The sequence below is a fragment of the Aureibaculum luteum genome (genome assembly GCF_003449015.1).
Classification (GTDB): Bacteria; Bacteroidota; Bacteroidia; order Flavobacteriales; family Flavobacteriaceae; genus Aureibaculum; species Aureibaculum luteum.
The window spans coordinates 135,269-155,885 of record NZ_QRGD01000010.1 but is presented as its reverse complement, the minus strand read 5'-3'; the positions used below and the strand labels follow the sequence as shown (position 1 = coordinate 155,885).

The 20,617-nt window shown below is 32.1% G+C and carries 27 protein-coding genes and 1 pseudogene; 21 read left to right on the top strand and 7 right to left on the bottom strand.

Going from position 1 to position 20,617, the window contains the following annotated elements; genetic code table 11:
- The first annotated feature begins 502 nt into the window (after positions 1-502).
- From D3P13_RS19410 to D3P13_RS19380, 7 genes are read left to right on the top strand one after another with little or no spacing between them, the layout of a single operon-like run.
- Positions 503-1,066, top strand: a complete 564-nt coding sequence (locus D3P13_RS19410) for a TetR/AcrR family transcriptional regulator (RefSeq protein WP_117884847.1) — start codon at positions 503-505, stop codon at positions 1,064-1,066.
- Positions 1,067-1,119: 53 nt separating this feature from the next.
- A complete protein-coding gene (locus D3P13_RS19405; protein ID WP_117884845.1) occupies positions 1,120-2,112 on the top strand; it encodes an alpha/beta fold hydrolase in 993 nt (330 codons plus the stop codon).
- A gap of 5 nt (positions 2,113-2,117) precedes the next feature.
- Entirely contained in the window at positions 2,118-2,450 is a 333-nt protein-coding gene (locus D3P13_RS19400) for a TfoX/Sxy family protein (protein ID WP_117884843.1), read from the top strand.
- The gene (locus D3P13_RS19395) at positions 2,447-3,124 is read left to right on the top strand and encodes an NAD-dependent epimerase/dehydratase family protein (protein WP_117884841.1); all 678 of its coding nucleotides are present in this window, start codon (positions 2,447-2,449) and stop codon (positions 3,122-3,124) included. The genes D3P13_RS19400 and D3P13_RS19395 overlap by 4 nt, the downstream gene beginning before the upstream one ends.
- Positions 3,121-3,510, top strand: coding sequence for a hypothetical protein (locus tag D3P13_RS19390; protein WP_117884839.1), 390 nt, complete (start codon positions 3,121-3,123; stop codon positions 3,508-3,510). Before D3P13_RS19395 ends, D3P13_RS19390 begins: the two co-directional genes overlap by 4 nt.
- Positions 3,511-3,532: 22 nt before the next feature.
- A complete protein-coding gene (locus D3P13_RS19385) occupies positions 3,533-4,273 on the top strand; it encodes an SDR family oxidoreductase (protein WP_117884837.1) in 741 nt (246 codons plus the stop codon).
- 16 nt (positions 4,274-4,289) lie between these two features.
- Entirely contained in the window at positions 4,290-4,925 is a 636-nt protein-coding gene (locus tag D3P13_RS19380; protein ID WP_117884835.1) for an SDR family oxidoreductase, read from the top strand.
- Positions 4,926-4,998: 73 nt separating this feature from the next.
- On the opposite strand, the gene D3P13_RS19375 is transcribed toward D3P13_RS19380, so the two are convergent.
- Positions 4,999-5,628 carry a LysE family translocator gene (locus D3P13_RS19375; RefSeq protein ID WP_117884833.1) on the bottom strand — a complete coding sequence of 210 codons (630 nt, stop codon included), beginning with the start codon at positions 5,626-5,628 and terminating at the stop codon, positions 4,999-5,001.
- Between the two features lie 80 nt (positions 5,629-5,708).
- On the opposite strand from D3P13_RS19375, the gene D3P13_RS19370 reads away from it, so the two are divergent.
- From D3P13_RS19370 to D3P13_RS19330, 9 genes and pseudogenes are all read left to right on the top strand, one after another.
- Entirely contained in the window at positions 5,709-6,608 is a 900-nt protein-coding gene (locus D3P13_RS19370; protein WP_232829248.1) for a LysR family transcriptional regulator, read from the top strand.
- A gap of 220 nt (positions 6,609-6,828) precedes the next feature.
- On the top strand, positions 6,829-7,407 hold the full coding sequence (locus D3P13_RS19365) for a Crp/Fnr family transcriptional regulator (RefSeq protein WP_117884829.1): 579 nt from the start codon (positions 6,829-6,831) through the stop codon (positions 7,405-7,407).
- 76 nt (positions 7,408-7,483) lie between these two features.
- The gene (locus tag D3P13_RS19360) at positions 7,484-8,419 is read left to right on the top strand and encodes an alpha/beta fold hydrolase (protein ID WP_117884827.1); all 936 of its coding nucleotides are present in this window, start codon (positions 7,484-7,486) and stop codon (positions 8,417-8,419) included.
- Positions 8,416-9,255 carry a hypothetical protein gene (locus D3P13_RS19355; protein WP_117884825.1) on the top strand — a complete coding sequence of 280 codons (840 nt, stop codon included), beginning with the start codon at positions 8,416-8,418 and terminating at the stop codon, positions 9,253-9,255. Before D3P13_RS19360 ends, D3P13_RS19355 begins: the two co-directional genes overlap by 4 nt.
- Positions 9,256-9,257: 2 nt before the next feature.
- Positions 9,258-9,518, top strand: a complete 261-nt coding sequence (locus D3P13_RS19350; RefSeq protein WP_117884823.1) for a cyclic nucleotide-binding domain-containing protein — start codon at positions 9,258-9,260, stop codon at positions 9,516-9,518.
- Positions 9,515-10,618, top strand: a pseudogene (locus tag D3P13_RS19345) (winged helix-turn-helix domain-containing protein). Before D3P13_RS19350 ends, D3P13_RS19345 begins: the two are co-directional and overlap by 4 nt.
- A gap of 122 nt (positions 10,619-10,740) precedes the next feature.
- A complete protein-coding gene (locus D3P13_RS19340; protein WP_117884821.1) occupies positions 10,741-11,175 on the top strand; it encodes a hypothetical protein in 435 nt (144 codons plus the stop codon).
- Positions 11,176-11,297: 122 nt separating this feature from the next.
- Positions 11,298-11,471 (top strand): TfoX/Sxy family protein, encoded by a 174-nt coding sequence (locus D3P13_RS19335; RefSeq protein WP_117884819.1) that lies wholly within the window; start codon positions 11,298-11,300, stop codon positions 11,469-11,471.
- A gap of 47 nt (positions 11,472-11,518) precedes the next feature.
- A complete protein-coding gene (locus D3P13_RS19330; RefSeq protein ID WP_157972969.1) occupies positions 11,519-11,851 on the top strand; it encodes a DsrE family protein in 333 nt (110 codons plus the stop codon).
- Positions 11,852-12,225: 374 nt separating this feature from the next.
- On the opposite strand, the gene D3P13_RS19325 is transcribed toward D3P13_RS19330, so the two are convergent.
- On the bottom strand, positions 12,226-12,615 hold the full coding sequence (locus D3P13_RS19325) for a winged helix-turn-helix transcriptional regulator (RefSeq protein WP_117884815.1): 390 nt from the start codon (positions 12,613-12,615) through the stop codon (positions 12,226-12,228).
- A 315-nt stretch (positions 12,616-12,930) separates the two neighbouring features.
- Between D3P13_RS19325 and D3P13_RS19320 the strand changes: the two genes are divergently transcribed.
- From D3P13_RS19320 to D3P13_RS19300, 5 genes are read left to right on the top strand one after another with little or no spacing between them, the layout of a single operon-like run.
- Positions 12,931-13,524 (top strand): carboxymuconolactone decarboxylase family protein, encoded by a 594-nt coding sequence (locus D3P13_RS19320; protein ID WP_117884813.1) that lies wholly within the window; start codon positions 12,931-12,933, stop codon positions 13,522-13,524.
- A 23-nt stretch (positions 13,525-13,547) separates the two neighbouring features.
- Positions 13,548-13,994 carry an ester cyclase gene (locus D3P13_RS19315; protein WP_117884811.1) on the top strand — a complete coding sequence of 149 codons (447 nt, stop codon included), beginning with the start codon at positions 13,548-13,550 and terminating at the stop codon, positions 13,992-13,994.
- Between the two features lies 1 nt (position 13,995).
- Positions 13,996-14,658, top strand: coding sequence for a DsbA family oxidoreductase (locus D3P13_RS19310; protein ID WP_117884809.1), 663 nt, complete (start codon positions 13,996-13,998; stop codon positions 14,656-14,658).
- On the top strand, positions 14,655-15,620 hold the full coding sequence (locus D3P13_RS19305; RefSeq protein WP_198680068.1) for an alpha/beta hydrolase: 966 nt from the start codon (positions 14,655-14,657) through the stop codon (positions 15,618-15,620). The genes D3P13_RS19310 and D3P13_RS19305 overlap by 4 nt, the downstream gene beginning before the upstream one ends.
- Positions 15,617-16,258, top strand: coding sequence for an MBL fold metallo-hydrolase (locus D3P13_RS19300; protein ID WP_117884807.1), 642 nt, complete (start codon positions 15,617-15,619; stop codon positions 16,256-16,258). Before D3P13_RS19305 ends, D3P13_RS19300 begins: the two co-directional genes overlap by 4 nt.
- A gap of 303 nt (positions 16,259-16,561) precedes the next feature.
- Here the strand turns inward: D3P13_RS19300 and D3P13_RS19295 are convergent, their stop codons facing one another.
- The 5 genes from D3P13_RS19295 to D3P13_RS19275 form a co-directional block, all read right to left on the bottom strand.
- Positions 16,562-16,891 (bottom strand): DUF6730 family protein, encoded by a 330-nt coding sequence (locus D3P13_RS19295; RefSeq protein WP_117884805.1) that lies wholly within the window; start codon positions 16,889-16,891, stop codon positions 16,562-16,564.
- 11 nt (positions 16,892-16,902) lie between these two features.
- Complete coding sequence (locus D3P13_RS19290; protein WP_117884802.1) at positions 16,903-17,760, bottom strand: relaxase/mobilization nuclease domain-containing protein; 858 nt, start codon at positions 17,758-17,760, stop codon at positions 16,903-16,905.
- The gene (mbpA, locus tag D3P13_RS19285; protein WP_232829247.1) at positions 17,757-18,275 is read right to left on the bottom strand and encodes a mobilization protein MbpA; all 519 of its coding nucleotides are present in this window, start codon (positions 18,273-18,275) and stop codon (positions 17,757-17,759) included. The genes D3P13_RS19290 and mbpA overlap by 4 nt, the downstream gene beginning before the upstream one ends.
- Positions 18,276-18,290: 15 nt before the next feature.
- The gene (locus D3P13_RS19280) at positions 18,291-19,166 is read right to left on the bottom strand and encodes a toprim domain-containing protein (RefSeq protein ID WP_117884855.1); all 876 of its coding nucleotides are present in this window, start codon (positions 19,164-19,166) and stop codon (positions 18,291-18,293) included.
- A 229-nt stretch (positions 19,167-19,395) separates the two neighbouring features.
- A complete protein-coding gene (locus D3P13_RS19275; protein WP_117884800.1) occupies positions 19,396-20,601 on the bottom strand; it encodes a primase-helicase family protein in 1,206 nt (401 codons plus the stop codon).
- Positions 20,602-20,617: the final 16 nt, after the last annotated feature.

Sequence of the window (20,617 nt, the reverse complement as noted above, 5' to 3'; positions counted from 1 at the left end):
GTTATCTAAGCAAGTTCTACTATTTTTAACTAATAATAAAAAGCTTCCCGACTTTTCGGTCGGGATTAGTTCAACAATGTATATAAAACATAGCTATTACAGGCTTTCCGAGAGGTTTTTGCTTATTTGTTAAGTCCGCCAATTTTTTATTTTTGTATATTTAGAAAATTAAAGATAAATAGAAAAAATAAAAAATCGGCTCGTGTATAATCCGAAACGAAAGTGTCTTTTTACACGCTACGTTTCATATACGGAGACGTCAGACTGTCTAATAACCTAATTTAATAACTTTGATATTCGGGTAGGTGTCTATAAAAAAATTGAAATACGCGATTCTCAACGATTGGGATTTAGTTATTAGACAGACTGACGTTGTACCCAATTAGAAAAAAGACAACAATCCAATTATAATTGTACTGATTTCATAGAAAATTTTAAAATAAATGTTAATATATATTTTTATTTCTAATCAATTGATTAGTTTTGTGCAATAATTTAGTTTATGCCTAGAGTAAAACAATATAATGAAGCAGAAGTAATAGAAAGTGCTATGGGCGTATTCTGGCAGAATGGCTATAAAAGTACTTCTTTACGAATGTTATCTAAAGAAATGGGTATTAATCAATTTTCTATAAATGCTAGTTTTGGTAATAAACAAAATCTGTTTTTAGAAAGTTTAAAATTGTACAGAACTAAGCTACAGCAATTATTAAAGACCTTTGAAGAGAATTCTAATGGTATTGAGAGTATTAAGAACTTCTTTTATGCATTTGCAGAATTTTCAAACCAAAATGAGTACAAAAGAGGCTGTTTAATGATCAATACAATGTCTGAATTTGGTCTTGAGGTAGATAAAGAAGTTGGTGCTCTTATTTCAAATTATGCGGAGCAGTTAAAAGCTTTATTTAAAAAGAATCTTGAATTCAATACTACAAAAGATAACGACACTATAAAAAGACAATTAAATTACCTTGATTTGGCTATTGGTGGTTTAGGCTTAGCAACAAAAGTAAAAGACAATACAGCCATAGAAGATTATATAGAAATGACATTTAATAACTTATAACATTTTTTTTACCTTAAAACTAATCAATTGATTAGAAATAAATAATAGAACACATGAAAACAAAGAACAACTTAGGAAAAACAGTACTACTCACGTTAACAATTGTATTATTAATGGGAAACAATATGCAAGCACAAGAAAAGGAAGTATATAATAAGGATATTACCAACAAGAAAGAAAGACCATTTATAGTGGATAAGGGCGAGTATCCTTTTAAAAGTAATTGGTTTGAAAAAGATGGCGTTTCTATGCATTATATAGATGAAGGTGAAGGGATACCTATTGTATTAACTCACGGTAACCCAGATTGGTCTTTTTTAAATAGAAATATTATTAAAGAACTTTCAGGTGAAGCTAGAGTAATAGCGTACGATTTACCTGGATTTGGTTTTTCTGACACGCCAGAAAACTATGGTTTTACACCACAAGAGCATGTAGAATGGATTAAAGCACTTCTTTTTGAACATTTAAAGTTGGATAAATTTATTATCGTTGTTCAAGATTGGGGTGGACCTACAGGGCTATCCGTAGCTACAAGCAACCCAGATAAAGTTTTAGGAGTAGTTATCAGTAATACTTGGGCTTGGAAAGCAGAAGGAAAATTAGAAGGTTTCTCTATGTATATGAGAACACCAGAAATGGAAGCAAAGGTTATCGATAACAATTATTTTGCAACCACATTAATGCAAAGCTCTATTAATAAAAAATCGAGTAGTACTAAAGCAATTACAGATGCTTATGAAATGCCGTTCCCAACCAAAGAATCTAGAAAAGGAACAGCAATATTCCCGCAGCAAATTACATTGGCATCAGATTGGTTAGTAGATTTAGAGGGCAAGCTGAATACGCTACAAGATAAACCTGTTGAATTTATTTTTGGTTTAAAAGATGATACAGTTGCTTCACAAAGCATTCAAGATAAATGGCGTTCTATTTTCCCTAAAGCACCAGTACAATTGTTACCAGAAGCTGGTCACTTTACACAAGAAGACAGTCCTGAGAGTTTTGTGTTTTCATTGAGAAGAATTCTAAAAAATATAGAATAGATTAAATGGCTGCTTCTACTGATTATTTAGACTTTATTCTGGACCAATTATCAAATTGGAAAACGATCATCACAAAAAGAATGTTCGGTTGTGTCGGTCTTTATGCAGATGGTTTAATGTTTGGTATTATAGCAAAAGAAACTATTTTCTTTAAAGTTGACGAAACGAATAAGGAGCAATATTTAAATGCAGGTTCAGAAACTTTAACCCTTTTTAAAAATAACAGTACAGTAGCTTCTTTTTATGAAGTTCCTATCGAAATTTTGGAAGACTCTGACCAATTTGTGGTTTGGGCTGAAACCTCTTTAGAGATTCAAAAAAGAAAAAACGAAGTATGAAAGTAATTATAACAGGAACCACGGGTATGGTAGGACGAGGCGTTTTAATAGAATGTTTAGAATCTCCAAATGTTGAAGAAGTATTGGTCATAAACCGAAGTTCTTTGCAAATGCAGCATCCAAAATTGAAAGAAGTAATTCATAAAGATTTCTTCAATTTTAGTTCCATTAAGGAAGAATTAATAGGGTATGATGCTTGTTTTCATTGCATGGGCGTTTCTTCTATTGGAAAGAAAGAGGAAGAATATCATCGTTTTACCTACGGAATAACGGAAGCATTGGCAAAAACGCTTTATCATATAAATCCTGAAATGGTATTTAACTATGTATCTGGAGAAGGCACTGATAGTACCAAAAAAGGAAAATTGATGTGGGCTCGTGTAAAAGGAAAAACCGAGAATATGATTTTGAATATGGGTTTTAAAGATGCTTATATGTTTCGACTTCAGGTAATTATTCCTTTGAAAGGGGTGAAATCCAAGACCGCGTGGGTAAATGCATTCTATTTTATCGCTCGTCCGTTTTTTGGACTTTTAGAAAAAAAGAAAAATAACACCACAAGTGTCAACGTTGGTCTCGCTATGATTAATAGCGTTCTTTTTGGAACCGACAACAAACTTTTAGAAAATGAACAGGTTAATGAATTAGCCAAAAAATTAAATCAATCAAAATGAATAAAATATTTAAAACAATAGTTCTAATAGCAGGTATCTTAAACTTCCCAATAGGTATTATGATGATTGTACAAGCAATCTCTAGTAAAACGGGCGAAGCCTTAATAACCAATTCGGTAGCAGGTGCTTTTATAATCTTCGCCGGAGCATCACTAATTTGGGCGATACAAGAAGTAAACACAAGAGCACCTATAATCCTTTGGAATGGTTTTGTGCGCTTATTTAACGTATTTCTAGTATCCTATGCCACAACGGTTGGCGATGTGCCACAAGAAATGCTATACACTACTGTAATGGATTTAGTATTGGCAATTGTCTTCGTATTTGGAAGTGTAAAAGTTACGGGAATACCATTTTCAAAATTAGTAATAGGAAAAACAAATTAATAAAAACTTAAAATCAAATACAATGAAAAACAATATAGAAGGTAAAGTAGTAGTAATTACAGGAGGAAGTAGTGGATTAGGAGAAGCTACAGCACGTTATTTAGCAGAAAAAGGAGCCAAAATAGTTTTAGGTGCTCGTAGACTAAATAAATTAGAAGTAATTGCTGATGAAATAAGAAAAAACGGAGGAGCAATTGAAGTTTTAAAAACAGACGTTACCAAAGCTAATGATGTAAAAGCATTGGTTAAAAAGGCAATTGATAGTTTTGGTAAAATAGATGTAATGATAAATAATGCGGGTATTATGCCATTAGCACCATTAGCTGCTCTTAAAGTAGACGAATGGGACAGCATGATTGACGTAAATATCAAAGGAGTATTATACGGAATTGCAGCAGCATTACCAGAATTTCAGAAACAAAAATCAGGTCATTTTATAAATCTTGCATCCGTAGCCGGATTAAATGTGAGCCCAGGTGGAGCTGTGTATAGTGGGACTAAATTTGCAGTAAGAGCTATTAGTGAAGGCTTACGAAAAGAAGTAGGTAAAGACATTAGAACCACCATACTTACACCAGGTCTAATAGATTCTGAATTGCAACTAGGAAGCTCAGACGAGGCTACTTCTCAGTTTGTTCAACAAGTATATAAAGATGCTATTCCTGCTATTTCTATTGCTAAAGCAGTGGTTTATGCTATTGAGCAACCTGATGATGTAGATATTAATGAGTTAGTAATTCGTCCTACGGTACAGGAATTTTAATGATATAAAATATATTATGAAAAAAACATTAGTTATAGGAGCAAGTGGGCAAATAGGAAAAATGCTTGTTGAAAAATTGCTCAAAGAAGAAAATCCTGTAGTTGCCTTGGTTCGTAATGAACAGAAGGGGCAAGAACTTGAAAAACTAGGAGCAGAAATTGTAGTTGGAGACCTTGAAAATGATTTTGAACACGCTTTTAAAGATTGTGACAAAGTTGTATTTAGTGCAGGTTCTGGCGGTAATACAGGTTACGATAAAACACTTTTAATAGATTTATGGGCAGCAAAAAAAGCTGTTGATTATTCTTTAAAAAATAATATTCAGCATTTTATTATGGTAAGTGGTCTGGGTGCTGGTGATCCTAACGAGTTTGTATCTGACTTAAAACCATATTTAGTAGCGAAGTATTTTGCCGATTATTATTTATTAGAAAGTGGTTTAGCGTATACGATTTTACAACCTGGTAGTTTAATCAATGAAAAAGGAACGGGTTTAATTAGAACTACAAGATCTGAAATTTTTAAAGAGTTAGTCATTCCTAGAGAAGATGTAGCTAATGTAATTGCGTATTGTCTAGAAAATAACTCTACAAAAGGCAAAACAGTTGAGCTATTTAGTGGAAAAGAATCTATTAGAGAATCTTTAAGTTAATGAACTAGTAATTCCATAGGTACAAAACAAGAGTTTTAGTACCTATGGAATTCATAAAAAATAAAATACCGGTTCAATTTTTAGTTAAGGCAATCTTGATTCCCATTAATATAAATACTAGACCACTAAATCTATTCAGCCACAAACCAACCTTCGGGTTATTTCTAATTTTTGAAGAAAAAATACTTGCAAATAAAGTGAGGCATAAAAACCAGACAATTCCGATTACTGCATAAGTAAATCCTAACATAATAAATGGAATAGGATTCTGGATTTGTGCAGGATTGATAAATTGAGGAAAGAAAGCTAAAAAGAATAATGCAACTTTCGGATTTAATGTGTTCGTTAAGAAACCAGACCAAAAAGCACTTTTTGTTTTCTTTTTTGTATTAATCTCTTCTGTTTTAGGCAATAATTCTCCTCTCGTTTTAAGTTTTAAAACACCCAAATATATCAAATATACAGCACCTACATACTTAATAATTGTAAAAGCAAATGAAGAGTTGGCTAGTAAAACTGACAATCCTAATGCGGCAAAAAAAGTATGTGTTAATACACCTGTACTGACGCCCAATGTAGCCTTAACACCAGATTCCCTTCCTTGTTCAATAGATTTATTCAACACAAAAACGGTATCGATTCCTGGTGCCATAATAAAAAACAGAGCCGTCACTATAAAAGTGATAAAATTTTCTATTCCCATAATTTCCTTTTTTTAGTGTATATAAAATGATTAGAACAAAGAAAAGGTTTTGATAGCAATCAAAAAATACATATTTTTGATTGATTAATGCAAAAAACGCATTAAATATGACGATTCTACAAATAAAATATTTTTTAACGCTTGCTAGCGAATTACATTTTTGGAAGACAGCTGAAAAAGTATTCATATCTCAATCTACATTAAGTAGACAAATTCAAGCTCTTGAAGAGGAAATGAATGTGCAACTTTTTGAGAGAGATAAAAGAAACGTTAAGTTAACAGATGCAGGTAAATTTCTTCAAGAAAAATGGACAAATGTTATAAATGAACTGGACCAAATTCATAGACAAGCAAAAAAAATTGACGAAGGAATATCTGGTCAAATTTCAATCACGTATCCAGGTTCAATTGCTTTTAAATTTCTACCCAGTTTTTTGGAAATTTTAAATTCAAATCTGCCTGAACTAAAATTAGAATTGACCGAACCAACAGATGAAAATCACGAAAAACTACTGCTTAATTATCAAACAGACATAGCCTTCAGTAGAGATGAAATTACAAATAAGAATATTGATTCTCTAAAATTATATTCAGAACCAGTTTGTTTAGTTGTCCCGAATAACCATTGGTTTAACAAAAAATCCTTGAAAAACCTAAAACAACTCAAGGACGAGAAATTTATTATTTCGGGTTTACATCAAAATACATTCTTTGCTTCTCTTTTACGAACGTTTTTTACTAAATCTGATTTTGAACCAAAAACAATTATTGAATCTGATTTTGGAGGTATGATTTTAAACCTTGTATCCAAAGAAATTGGAATATCTATTCTTCCGCTTTCTTTTAGCATTGCCAAAGCTAGAAATGTAAGGTTTGTTAAATTAGATGAAGAAATAGATTTATACATTAATTGGAGAAAAAATGAACCAAATAAAACAATTCAAAGCGTTGTGGAATACGCGAAGCTTGTTGAAAAATAGAACATTAAAAACAGGTGCTCCTAACATGCATAAGACATAGCTAATAAGTGTTAAATTAAAAGGTTTGTTCCTATTTGCAAAGACCGCCAAATCTTTAAATTAAAAAAGTAAAAACGATACCTAAAAATTCGACTTTGTGTTTATCCTAAATGTAGTATCTTTTTACACGCTACGTTTCATAGATCAACCGCTAGACATAAGGCGGAATAAAATATATAAAATGCAAAATCAATTAGTAAATCACTTAAGCCAGTTTGGAAAATTATCAGAAAAGGATATTGACCTAATAGCTAACAACACTACTTTAATAAATTTTAAAATAGGAGATATTTTTGTTGAAGCTGGTAAAAATGTAAATAAAGTTGGTTTTGTAGTGTATGGTGTTTTTCGTTATTTTTTTTACGATAAAGAAGGCAACGAAATAACCTCTTTCTTTATGTCTGAAAACGATTTTGTAACCAATGTTAATAGTTTTTATGAGTATACCCCAAGCTCGGGAACTATTGTAGCCGAAACAGAATGCGTCGTAATTTTAATTTCAAGAGAAAATTGGGAATTGTTCTCAAAAGAAATTCCCAATTGGAATTCTATTTTACAAACAATAACGAACAAGACTTTATTAACAAAAACCAATTTTCAGCGAAAATTAATAAGTCAGGATGCTACTACTTCTTATCTCGATTTTTTAAAACAATATCCAACCATTATTCAAAGAGTTTCATTAATTCACGTTGCTTCTTTTTTAGGCATTACAAAATTTTCTTTAAGTAGAATTCGTAAACAAATAACGTTAGAATAGCATTTGTTGCCAATTGGCAATTCAGACCGATATTATAGTTCAGATATTTGCTTCATAATAATTAACAAAATTAGATATGAAAAAATCATTAAAAATAATTGGCGGTATTGTTGCCTTAATAGTTCTTACAGTTGGAATTATCTATTTCTTTTTTCCTCAAAAACTAGTGGACTTCAATAATTCTCAAAACGCAAGTACTGCTAATTTAAAATCAAAAACCATTGAAGTTGATGGATATCAAACGCATTTTTACACAAATGAAAATAGCGTAGCAAAAGATACATTGGTATTATTACACGGTTTGGGCGATGACAAAAATAGTTTTGTGCAGTCTGCAAAATATTTAAGTGATAGTTATTATTTAATTCTTCCTGATCTTTTGGCTTCTGGTGAAAACAACAAAAAAGAAAATTTAGATTTAAGTATTAATGGACAAGTAGAATTTTTACATAAATTTCTAAACCAAATAGGCGTAAAAACATTCAATTTAGCAGGAAATTCAATGGGTGGTCATGTTTCGGCTGCTTATGCAATTGCGTATCCTAAAGATGTAAAATCTTTAATCTTACTAAATTCACCTGGTTTAAAATTAGATAATCATGTTGTATATACAGGATTTGGCGAAGTTTTGAAAAATGAAGAAGATTTAAACAACGTTTTTTCTCGCGTATTTTACAAAGTTCCAGAAATGCCAAGTCCATTTAAAAAAATGTTTATCACCCAAATAAATGAAAGTCGCGATTACTTGAACAATACTATTATTCCACAAATAAAAAACGGGAAATATTTCGATTTGAAAGAGCAAATAAATCAAATAAACAGTCCAACGCTTATACTTTGGGGAAAACACGATAAGGTTGTAAAATTTAATGTAGCTGAACGTTTTAAAAGAGACATTCCACAATCCGAATTAGAAATAATAGAAAACGCATCACATTCACCACAATTAGAAGTGCCTTATGAAGTAGCAATAAGTATAGATGAATTTATTCAAAAATCTAAAAAAAAATGAAAAAGCTAACTACGAGAGACCAACATTTAGCTAAAGTTCAATTATACAGATGGTATCAATTGTATGAAAGAGAAATAAATGATAACCGCATCATTAATCAATTAGATATTTTAACAGATGATATTTATATGAAAACTTCGGCTGGAGAAATGAATGGAAAACAAAACTATCCAGAAAGACTTAACGTTTACAAAGGTTGGCAAAACGCACATCATGTAGAAAACGTGAAAGTTTCATCTTTAGAAAAAGACGTATTAGTGTTGGAAGCAGACATTCGATATCAAAATATTCAGCCAAATGGCGAAAAGAAAAGTTACACGATTCAGTACCATACAAAATTAACTAAAAGTAAAGAGTTGTTGCCTAAATTTTCTTCCATAGAAATTGCGCCAACAGGTGAAACAAACGAAACTTTTAAAGACGCATATCCAGAAAATAGAACAAAGTCTTTAATGTATTATTGGTTGGCTTCTATGGAAAATTTAGACGGTAAAGTAGCACCTTTTGTAGAAATGCTTGCAGAAGATTTTACGCTAAATTTCTCAACAAGTAGTCCAATTAAATCGATTAAAGATTTAGAGACTTGGTTAAATGGAACGCCAATGCAACTAAAAGAAAGTAGTCATTATCCTGAAAACTTTTCGGTTAAAACCATTATGAAAAACGAATATGAAGTTACTGTAGAATTTGACTGGAAAGGCTTAACAAAAGATAACAAACAGGTAAAAGCAAGAACAAAACACATTTGGTATGTAGTCGATAATCCGAACGAACGCTTTGCTAGAATTTTAAAAGCCGATGTTTCTCAAATGGAACCTTTGGAAATAATTAATTAAAGATGGCTACACTTGAATTTTTGAATTCAGAAATTATTGGATTTCACAGAATGAGTTTTCAATTGTTCAAAATTAATTTTATAAAAGTAGAAGAACAACGGCAATTTTTTATCACAAAAACGCCAAAAGAAAGATATTTAGACCTTCGAAAAAATAATAAACAAATTATTTCGAGAGTTCCACAACATCAAATTGCCTCTTTTATTGGTATTTCAGCGGAACACTTAAGTCGTATAAGAAAAGAAATACGTGATGCAATATGAAAGAAATACTCTCCCCACTGGAAGCACAAAAGATTGTGTTGCTTTCTCAACGCGTTTTGCCAGATATAGTAAATGGAACTGCGATAGATAATACGCTGGTGAGTATTGAACATCTTGGTTATGTGCAAATAGATACCATTTCTGCTATTCAACGTGCCCATCATCATACATTATGGAATAGAAATCCTGAATACGAACTTTCTCATATTCATACGTTAATTGAATCTAAACAGATATTCGAATATTGGTCGCATGCTGCAGCATACCTGCCCATGCGCGATTATAAGTATTCGCTTCCCCGTAAAGAGGCTATTCTAAAAAACGAACAAAGCCATTGGTTTCAGAAAGATGTCAAACTAATGGATAGTATACTAGAACGTATAGAAAACGAAGGGCCTTTAATGGCAAAAGACTTTGAACATAAAGCTAAACTGGGAGAATGGTAAAGCAAACCCGCAAAACAAGCTTTAGAGAATTTGTTTATGCAAGGAGATTTGATGATTTCGAGTCGGAAGAATTTTCATAAAGTATATGACCTTACGGAACGCGTTTTACCCGATAACATTGATGATAAATGCCCTACGCAACAACAGCATATCCGGTATTTAATTACAAGCTATCTAAGAGCTAATGGTATTGGCCAAGCAAGTGAAATGTCCTATTTACTTAAAAACACCAATAAACTTATTACTTCAGAATTAAAGGACATGCAATCAAACAATGAATTAGTTCAAGTAAGTGTAAACGGACAAATATATTATGCTTTACCTAATGCTTTGAGCTTGTTAAGTAAACCTATTCATAGTCAACTAAAAATTCTTTCTCCTTTTGATAATTTATTGATTCAGCGTAAACGCATGGAGCACTTATTTGACTTTGATTACAAAATAGAATGTTATACTCCAGCTGCGAAACGTAAATATGGCTATTTTTCATTACCCATTCTTTGGGATAGTAAATTAGTGGCTAGAATGGATTGTAAAGCGGATAAAAAGAGTGCTACACTTCATATCAATCATTTATTTTTTGAAGAAGGGTTTTCTTTTAATGATGATTTTGAAGCTGCCTTTTCAAAAGCTTTAATAATTGTTCAGATGTGAAAATTCACAAAACGACACCAAGCTCATTATTAAATACAATTAAATCCATTTCTTAGCAAATATCAACGTTTATTTTCTTGCATTTCATATACCTTTATATTAAGTTTAAATATAGAAATACAATGGAAAATAAAGTTTTTAATTTGAAACAATTTGTTATTATCACTTTAATAACAAGCATTTGGATACATATTGCAGAAGTAGGAAGAGCTATGTTAGTTGCCTTCCCATTGATAGAAAAATTCATTGCGGGCAGAATACCAGTTGGTACTATGGACGTAAGTAATGCCTTAATTTGGGGAATTTGGGATACTCTATTGTCTGCGGTTTTAGTATTTATATTTTGGCTTTGTTCCGTTGCATTTGAGAATAACCTAAAGTCAATTATTATTTCAGGTACAACTACAGCATTAGCGACTATTGGTATATTTTGGATAGCCACTGTAAATACAGGCTTGGGAGAATGGAGTGCGGCTGCTATTATATTCCCTATCGCGTGGGCTGAGATGATTATCGGAGCTTGGATAGCGTCAAAATTGTATTCAAAAAACAAATAGCAATGGCTGTTTCAAATGATTTTACACAGTTTGTTCTTGACCAATTATCGGGTTGGGGTAATGTGCATATCAATAAAATGTTTGGTTGTGTTGCATTGTATCAGGATAATTTAGTTTTTTGAATGATTGCAAGCGATGTAGTTTATTTGAAAGTAGATGATACAAATAGGGCTAAATTTATTGAAACAGGTTCGGTTCCATTAAAACCCTTTAAAAGTAATGCAACCGTGTTTTCATTTTACAATATTCCAGCTGCTATATTAGAAGATTCTGAAGCGTTTATTAGATGGGCATAAGAATCATTGGAAATTCAAAAAAAACGAAACAAATAAAGTCGAAAACAATGGAGAAATTAAATATATTATGGACAAGTAAGGATAAAGATACCTTTATGTATATGGTAGCGATGTATGCCAGTAATTCAATTAAAAGTGCTGCGTGGGATAAAGTGAATATTATTATTTGGGGAGCTTCTACCCGTCTTTCAGGAGAAGATATTGAAGTGCAAAACGAATTGCAAAAGTTAATAGAAAATGGAGTTACTGTTGAAGCCTGTAAAGCGTGTGCCGATAAAATGAAATTAACGACAACTTTAAAGGATTTAGGTATTACCGTTAAATACATGAGTAAATTGACAGGACTTATTAAAGGTAAAGAACATCTAATTACGATATAGAAAAAATGACGAAAAGCGAACACTATATAAAGTTCATAGGGAGTTTTTCTGTTTTAGAAAAAGCAGAGATTAACTAAAGACCGCCAAATGTAAAATTTGGCTATTTAAAAAAAAATCAATACAAAATGTTTTCTTTTGGCTAAGAGATTTCTAATAACTTACTGCTAGTTCTCTCCCCTACACTCTATATATTTAATGTTAGGCACAAGGCGGAAAAAACACAGAACTAATAACAAAGTGAAGGAATAAAGCCTTCACTTACTCATTTTAAAATGATAAAACTAACAACTTGAATTGAAATTTGTAAAAGAGCAGATTTAACCAATACAAATTAGTATTATTTAATTCTCCAGAATAGCTAATTTCTCTACCCTTTATTTGATAAACTCTTCCCTATTTTTTACTATGGCAGGTACGTGAGGTACGATCCAATCTGCTAAATCGACTAATTTTTTCAAAAAGATAGAGCCTTGATCTGTTAAGTTATACTCTACCCTAATAGGTACTTCTGGATAAACAGTTCTTTTTACATGACCATCTCTTTCTAGAGTTCGCAACGATTTAGTCAGCATTTTAGGAGATATGCCTACCACACTTCTTTTTACATCTGCAAAACGGAGCACTTTGTGTTTTCCAAGAACTAATACTATCATCATAGTCCATTTATCCAACATTGTAGCTAATACATCTTTTATTGGACATACTTCTGATGGATTTTCTACATCCAAATTAGCCAACATCTCTTGCATTCTTTTGTCATTCATACTACTATATTTCTATTTAACTTTTATAAAAAATAGGATTTACCAATCATAACTAACTGATTTACATAAGTACCTAATATATACTAAGACTACAAAGGTAACTTAAAATCCCTTAATCGCTATAATTTACAAGTCACTAAATTTTTCTTGAAAAAAAGTTCATTTTTTTTTAACGATAAAGTCTTCACATCAACAACACTATCCTTTTGTATACTTGCTAACCTATACGTAACGTATTGTACAACAATAGTATCTTTTGTATACTTGCATCATATTAGAAACTAAAATTTCATCATTGAAGAAAAAAATAAAATTATGAATACAATAAAGAAAGTAAGCTTAGCACCGAAAACAATAGAAACTGCAAACACGTTATCAAGCTCCATTTTAGAAACCTCTAAAAAAAGAGCTGGAATGATTGCCAATATGTATGCCACCATGGCAAATAACGATGCGTTACTGGATGCCTACACCTACGCTTATGATTCGTTTAGAAAAAATGCAGGTTTTACACCACAAGAACAAGAAGTTGTCTTTTTATCTATGAATTATGAAAATGGATGTGAGTACTGTATGGCTGCACATAGTGTTATTGCAGACCGAATGTCTAAAGTCCCTAAAGAAGTAACTGATGCAATACGAAATAATACAGAAATTCCTGATGAGAAATTAAAGGCATTAAGTCTATTTTCTAAAATAATGATAGAAAAACGAGGCTACCCTTCAGAATTAGATATTGAAAACTTTTTGAATGTAGGCTATACAAAAAGTCATATTCTTGGTATTGTTACAGGAGCTGCTGTTAAAACAATGAGCAACTACACAAATCACATCTTTGATATCCCAGTAGACAAAGCATTTGAAAGTAGAACTTGGACAAAGGAACCAAAACCAGCACTGGTTAAGTAATTTAAATTTTAAAAACACAAAATATGGAACAGATAAATAAGTCAAATAAAGATACAAGTAAGGTATTAGCTACTAGATTTTGGACAGAAATTTGGAATGCTCCTTTTAATCTTGATGCTCTTGAAGAGTTAATCACTGATGATTATAAACTGACAGCAGATGGTAAGGACATTGAAGGAAGAGAGATTTTTAAAAAATGGATTATCGGAATGCAGACACAGATAGGTGACCTAAAGATAGTTCCGCAAGAAATGCTTGTTACTGATGACGGAGCAAGAGTTATTACTAGAATGATTGGGACAGGTTATAATAAAGGAATGTTTGGAACAAAGCCAGACGGTGCACCTGTAGAATTACATCTTATTTCAATATTGGAGATTGAAAATGGAAAAATATCACGAAACTGGGTAGAGCGTAGTTCTCATGAGCTTTATCTAAGACTAAGTAATAATACAAAAGGAAACTTCTAATATGGAAAATAGCGTAAAAATAAACATCGTTTCAGATGTCGTTTGCCCCTGGTGTCTTATTGGATACAAAAGACTTCAACAAGCCATTACCGAAATGGAATTACAAGATAAAGTAGAAATCATATGGGAACCTTTTGAATTAAACCCGGGTCTGCCTGCAGAAGGCATAGACCAATATCTATACAGGTCGCAAAAATATGGAGCAAGCAATGAGGAAACAGATGTACATAAATTACGCTTAGCTGCTATGGCTGAAGCTGAAGGCTTCAAATTTGACCTATTTGATGGTATGAAAATTATTAATACCAAAAATGCCCATATTTTACTAGACTATGCCAAAGGTTATGGTTTACAGACCGAATTAAATTCGCGTTTGGTAGCATCTTTTTTTAGCGAACGAAAGGATATATCTGACAAAGATGTTCTATATAAGGAATTACTGGCTGTTGGACTGAACGCTGATGAAGGGATTAAAAAATTAGATGATACAGAAGCTCGTAAGCACGTTGAACAACAATTACAATATTGGAAAAACCAAGGAGTATCAGGTGTGCCAACCATGTATTTTAATGACTCAGAACCTGTTGGTGGAGCACAATCTGTTGCAAGTTATAAGCAAGTGTTAGCCGAGGTTTTAGCAAATCAAAATATAGAAAAATTATGAAAAATCAAATAGACAAAGGACTTCAGTCCATGTACACGCCATTAAAGTCGTTCACTTTTTTGGCTAGTAGAAATTGGGGGATTAAGATGATGAATTTCTCAGCTCGTATGTTTAATGGAAAAAAAATAAAAGGACTACATAATGAAGAACGTTTTATTCCAAGTAAGAATGGTGGGCCAGATATTAGAGTTCGCATATTTAAACCTCTAAATGTTAAAGGGAGATTACCTCTATTACAATATATACACGGAGGAGGATACATATTAGGAAGCCCAGAAATGACGCCTAATCTTGATATTATTAAGCAATTTATTGAAAAAAGGCCATGTATAGTTATCGCTCCTGCTTATAGAAAAGCTTTAGACGCTCCATATCCAGCTGCTTTTAATGATTGTTATGACACCTTGTTGTGGGCAAAAGAAAATGCTGATGAACTCGGCATTTATGATGATAATTTTATGGTAGCTGGTCATAGTGGTGGTGGTGGATTAACAGCAGCTGTTACTCTAAAAGCAAGAGATACAAGTGATTTTAACATTGCTTTTCAAATGCCATTTTATCCAATGATAGATGATCTTCAGAATACTAATTCGGCTAAAGAGATGACATCGGTTCCTGTTTGGAATACAAAATCAAATAAAAAAGGTTGGGATTCTTATTTAAAAGATATTAAAGCTAATAATGAAGAAGTTCCTGCCTACGCAGCGGCAGCAAGAAATAAAGATTACACCAACTTCCCTCCAACTATTTCATTTGTTGGTGCTATGGAGCCATTTAAGGATGAAACAATTGCTTACATTGATGCTTTGAAACAGGAGGGTGTTGATGAGAAATTCAAATTATATAAAGGTGCTTATCATGGTTTTGATGCTTATGTACCTAATGCCGAAATTTCTAAAGAAGCTGTGAAATTTACGTACGATTCGTTTGGCGAATTCTATGATAAATATATAAAACAATGATTCATGTTCAAATTTTCCCATTCAAACCCGTTCAAGTAAATACATATGTGCTATGGGATTCCGAAACTAAAGATTGCATTCTCATAGATCCAGGTTGTTGGAATACAGATGAAGAACAAACACTAGCTTATTTCGTAGAAAAAGAGCAATTAAATGTTACTAAAATCGTGCTGACACATGCACATTTTGACCACGTAGCAGGCGTTAATTTTGCATTAAAGCAATGGAAAGTTCCTTTAATAGGCCATAAAGAAGCTAATTTACTTATGCCAAGAATTCCAGAAATGGCTGGCTGGTTTAATCTTCATATGGAACCCGTATCTCAATTAACCAATTATGTCAAAGAAGGAGATACGTTAACCTTAGGAACGTCTACGTTTGAGATTATTCATGTACCAGGTCATTCACCAGGAAGTATAGTTCTTTACTGTGAACAGCAAGATTTTATGATTGGGGGAGATGTTCTTTTCAAGGGAAGTATTGGTCATACAGAAGTACCATATGGAAACTTAGAAACTTTAGTAGATGGTATTAAAAAGAAATTATTAATTAAGCCCGATGGAACTATTATTTATACTGGTCATGGGCCTTCAACCACAATAGCTTATGAAAAGAATAATAACTCTTATGTGTTATAATAGCATACCTTAATATTTTAAAGGTTTATAACAAAAAAGTTAGATTTGTTGAGGAATAAACTAACTGTTACATATAAGCACCTGCATACAACAAAGAACTGAGCTAAAAAACAAACCTTTTCTTCTTTAAATTAATTAAAACTCAAACTTAAGCCGTATGTAAAAAAAAGTTGTTAAGAGTTAAACTTAAAGTTTGGTTCTATCCTGATATTTTTGTTTTTAACTGATATATTGCTTATATCAATCTGTTACTTTTCAAGATATAAATAAACCTTATTTCAAAAGTTTCATAAAACGAACGTTTTATAAGACAAATATCTTAGTTATTAAAACATAGGAAGTAGATACACCCCCAAAAATAAGCGAGACAATAAAAACAATCACCGCCCAATTAGGATAAATCTTGGCATTTTCCAGTAAATATTCATATCTGCTATAAAGCTTTTTCTGAGAATCCAATACTGCCTTTATTTCATGTTGATGACTATGTAACAAAGCCCTAATCTCTCTAATGTCAATACTGACTTTAGTTGCATGTAGCTTATCACTAACTTTTCCCAATTGCTCAATGCTTTTTTCAAAAGAGCTGATTTCGTTTACCAATAATTCTGTGATTTCTTCAATTTTTGCCATGTCGTTTTTGTTTAGATACCCATTCCGAGGTCGATTACTTTTTTAATTACTGTCTTAGATATTTTTAGAGCCAAGTTTGGTGTTAATTCCAACGTTTTCCCCAGTAGCTTAACTTGATTGTTTTTCGCTTTAAATAATGAAGCATTTGGATTTTGGTTGAGTTCGTTGCCAATATTTAGTATTGACATTTTCCGATTGACCTCACTACCTTTTAAATTATGATTATCAAATTCAAATCGAAAACCTTGCAGTTTATTTTGATTGTTGATCGATGGAATTACCTTGACACCATTGGTTTCCATTGCTTTGATATATGCATCAAATGATTTTGGTCGAAATTGTTTTATACTCAGATCATGTCTTCTTTTTATTTCAGCTCTGATTTCCCTTTGATTAAATTCCTTTTCAAGCTGTACCTGTTTTACCGTTGTCAGTTTCATTTCTTCCGCGACCCTTTCGGCTGCCAATTGGCTCTTTTTTCCAACAAAGCTGTCTTTGTACGCTTTTCCTTTAAAGTCGATTCTATTGACGTATAAATGGATATGCTTGTGCTGTTTGTCCTGATGGACAAAAGCGATCGCTTGTCGTTCTCCCAGTTTCATTTGAACCATAAATCTTTTGGTTATTTCATGAAGGTCTTTTGCTTGTAGCTTTTTTCCATCGCTTATAGTTGGACTAATGATAAAAGAAATTGTATTTTTCTCGCAACGAGAATTCATATCCTGTATGGTTTTAAATTCTTTTGAAATTTCAGAAGGAGTCTCGCCAATCAAATGTTGCCTTAAAATAATTTCAGCATCTTTTTCTTGATCCCAACCATAGGAGATGGAAGCAGTGGTTTGCGATATAGAACTACCTTTACCAATCACTTTTTAAAATTTTTAAGGTGCAACTTGATTTCATCTGCCAATTGATTCACTTTTTCAGTTAGGTCTGGATTTCGTTTTTTATACATATTTCCGATGGATTTAAAACTATTGTGATAGTGAACTAACATTTTATAAATGTCAATTTGTTCATCGGTCAATCGTTCTATTGTTTTTTCTTCAAGTGCAACTTTCCGGATATATTCACTGAGTGTTAATCCACATTTTTTAGCTTTTACTTTTAAGAGTTTTTTCTCGAAATAGGAACATCTAAATTTGATAAAAACGCTTTTTGCCTTAAAAGACTTTTTTTTGACACTGCGACCTTCGGGAGCAGGCAAGGTTGTTTTTGTGGGAACAAAAACACATCTTGCACTTCCCGCCCCGCTAACACTTTCTTCCAATCTTTTTAGTTCCAGTTCCCATTCCAAACTTTCGGAATCGTCTTTCAAATGATCAGGTGGTATTACTATGCTGTACTTGTTTATCCCAATTTCTCTTTTAATCTTTTTTTCCATTTTCATAACATCTTTCTAAATACTTTCTTTGATTAATTTTTCATTGAGATCCTTGAAATTTATATAGATACTGCTCTGGTCAATTACATTTTTATACTGGTTTAATAAGTATGTAGTTATTTTATTTCCGTTACTATCATTATCCAGAAACAATACTACTTTTTGAAAGTCGGTTAGAAGTAAGATTACCTCATTTATAAAAGCAATCGAGTTGAGTACTATGATATCGGATTCATGGATTAACTTCTTATCGAAAACAGCTAAGGATAATAAGTCAAACATACCTTCAATAATTATCAGTTGTTTCTTACCTTTAGTTAGATAGGTGTATGATTTTGGGGAACTACAATTTTTAAAGAATTTATTTCTCAGTTCCCATCCACCTAAATGGTTTTCCAATCCAATTGCAAAAAACGTTTTCCCATGATTTCGATACCAAACTTCAGAACAATAGCGTTTGGCAATCTTTAAAGGAACCTGTCTTGATTTTAGATATTGAATTAAAGCTGGATGTTCAATTGTTTTTGTTCTGAGAATGGTTATTTGATTCTCCATTTGTTGATTTATGTTAGGTAGATTTGAAAAAAGGGTTTGCTGATGAAAAGAAAAAACAGGACTATTATTACTTAGAAATTCTAAGGCCTCTTTAACTGAACATTTCAACATTAATACAATAAGGTCAATAATATTTCCTCCAATTCCTTCTCCATGGTCGTACCATCGATTGATCTTTTTGGAAACTTTGAAAGATGCTTGGGTTTCTGAACGCAGGACACTTAGAAACCAAGCTTCTTTCTCCGTCTCTTTTTTGGGAAAGTGCCCTAATGTTGCCAGCGTTTTTACGATGGAAATATTACGGGCTATTTCACATGTTATTTTTTTTCTTTTCATGAGCATACTTTTTGTTTTCTAAACCAATTCATTTTTTGGTCAATTTTTTGATATTTTGATGAAATCTTCTTCTACCTCTTGTAAACAGTATAGTTTTGACTTCATCACTTTTTCATCTTTTCATCATTCTTGTTTTTTTAAGTACTTTATCTATCATCATTTATTTTTTTGATGATAGAATGATGAAAGAATGATGATAGCTTTAGCCCTTATAAACAATGGCTTCATCTCAATCGGTCATCAAATCGTCAAAATTTTTGGTTAAAAAAGCTTTATCAATGGTAAAGTATCTTCCTTTGTTATCTTTTAAATCGATATCGCCATCACTCCAAATCACAAATTTTTTATAACTATTTGAATTGTCCTGGTTCTTTAACTTCCAGTCGTTTTTTAAAATTCTACGTATCTGAGTCAAATCTGTTTTAACCCGAGTCTTGTTCAAAGCGTTTAAAGCATCAGTTGGACAAAGTTTTATTTCGTCCAAGTCAAATTTTTCCATTACAGAGATGACGATGTTTATTAATTCTTTTTCAACTCGATTGCGATTATTTTGCACCAATTTTTTTAATGCCTTGGTTCGAATCTGTTCTGGGCTGAACCACATTCTTGTTTGGTTTTTAGTAGTAATCTTCCTTTGCTTGAGATGGTAAAGGAATGCAGGAATTTCATCAATAAGCTTTGAAAGAAATCCGATATCCTCCTTTTTATACTTGGGTATTTTCAATACCCAGAAACGGATTTCATTGGCATCTATCTTTATAAAGTTTTCTTCGTTATTACTACATAGGATAAACTTGCCAAAGAATTCTACTTCACGTTTGTCTTTTCCTTTGGCTTCCAGTTTGTTAATATTGGTCGTACTCAAATATTTTATTCGCTCTGTCAGTTCTTCCTTATTGAATAATACTTCATCAATACAGATCAACAATTTATTCGCCCAATCTGCATTGAACTGACTGCTAAAACTATCATTAGTGAGATAGGTCAAGTTATTCTCAAAAACTTCTTTTAACCATTTTAAAAACGTGCTTTTTCCCGTCGCTCTTTGTTTACTGACCAGACAGAGTATGGGCAAAGTCTGAATGGGTTTGGTAAATAACAATTGTAAATAGTCTAGGCCCAATTCAAATTGTTCTCCGAAAATGTGCTTGATAAATTGAATAGAAGTATCAAAACTACCTTCTTTAGGGACTTTACTTAATGGATAATACGTATTGTAAAAAGTGAGATAACTTTGTTTATAGTCTATATGATTCGGGATGCATGTGAATCCATCATGTTTAGGAACTTTGCTCAAAAAATCCTTTCCATGATCCTGTCGAATCGTTTCAATATTCCATGATACTAGAATTTCATTATAATGTCCAGCAATGGTAGGGGCGTGTACTTTTTTATAATAGGACGTGCCTACTCTTATATAGGGTATTTCTTTCATGATTGGTATAATTAGA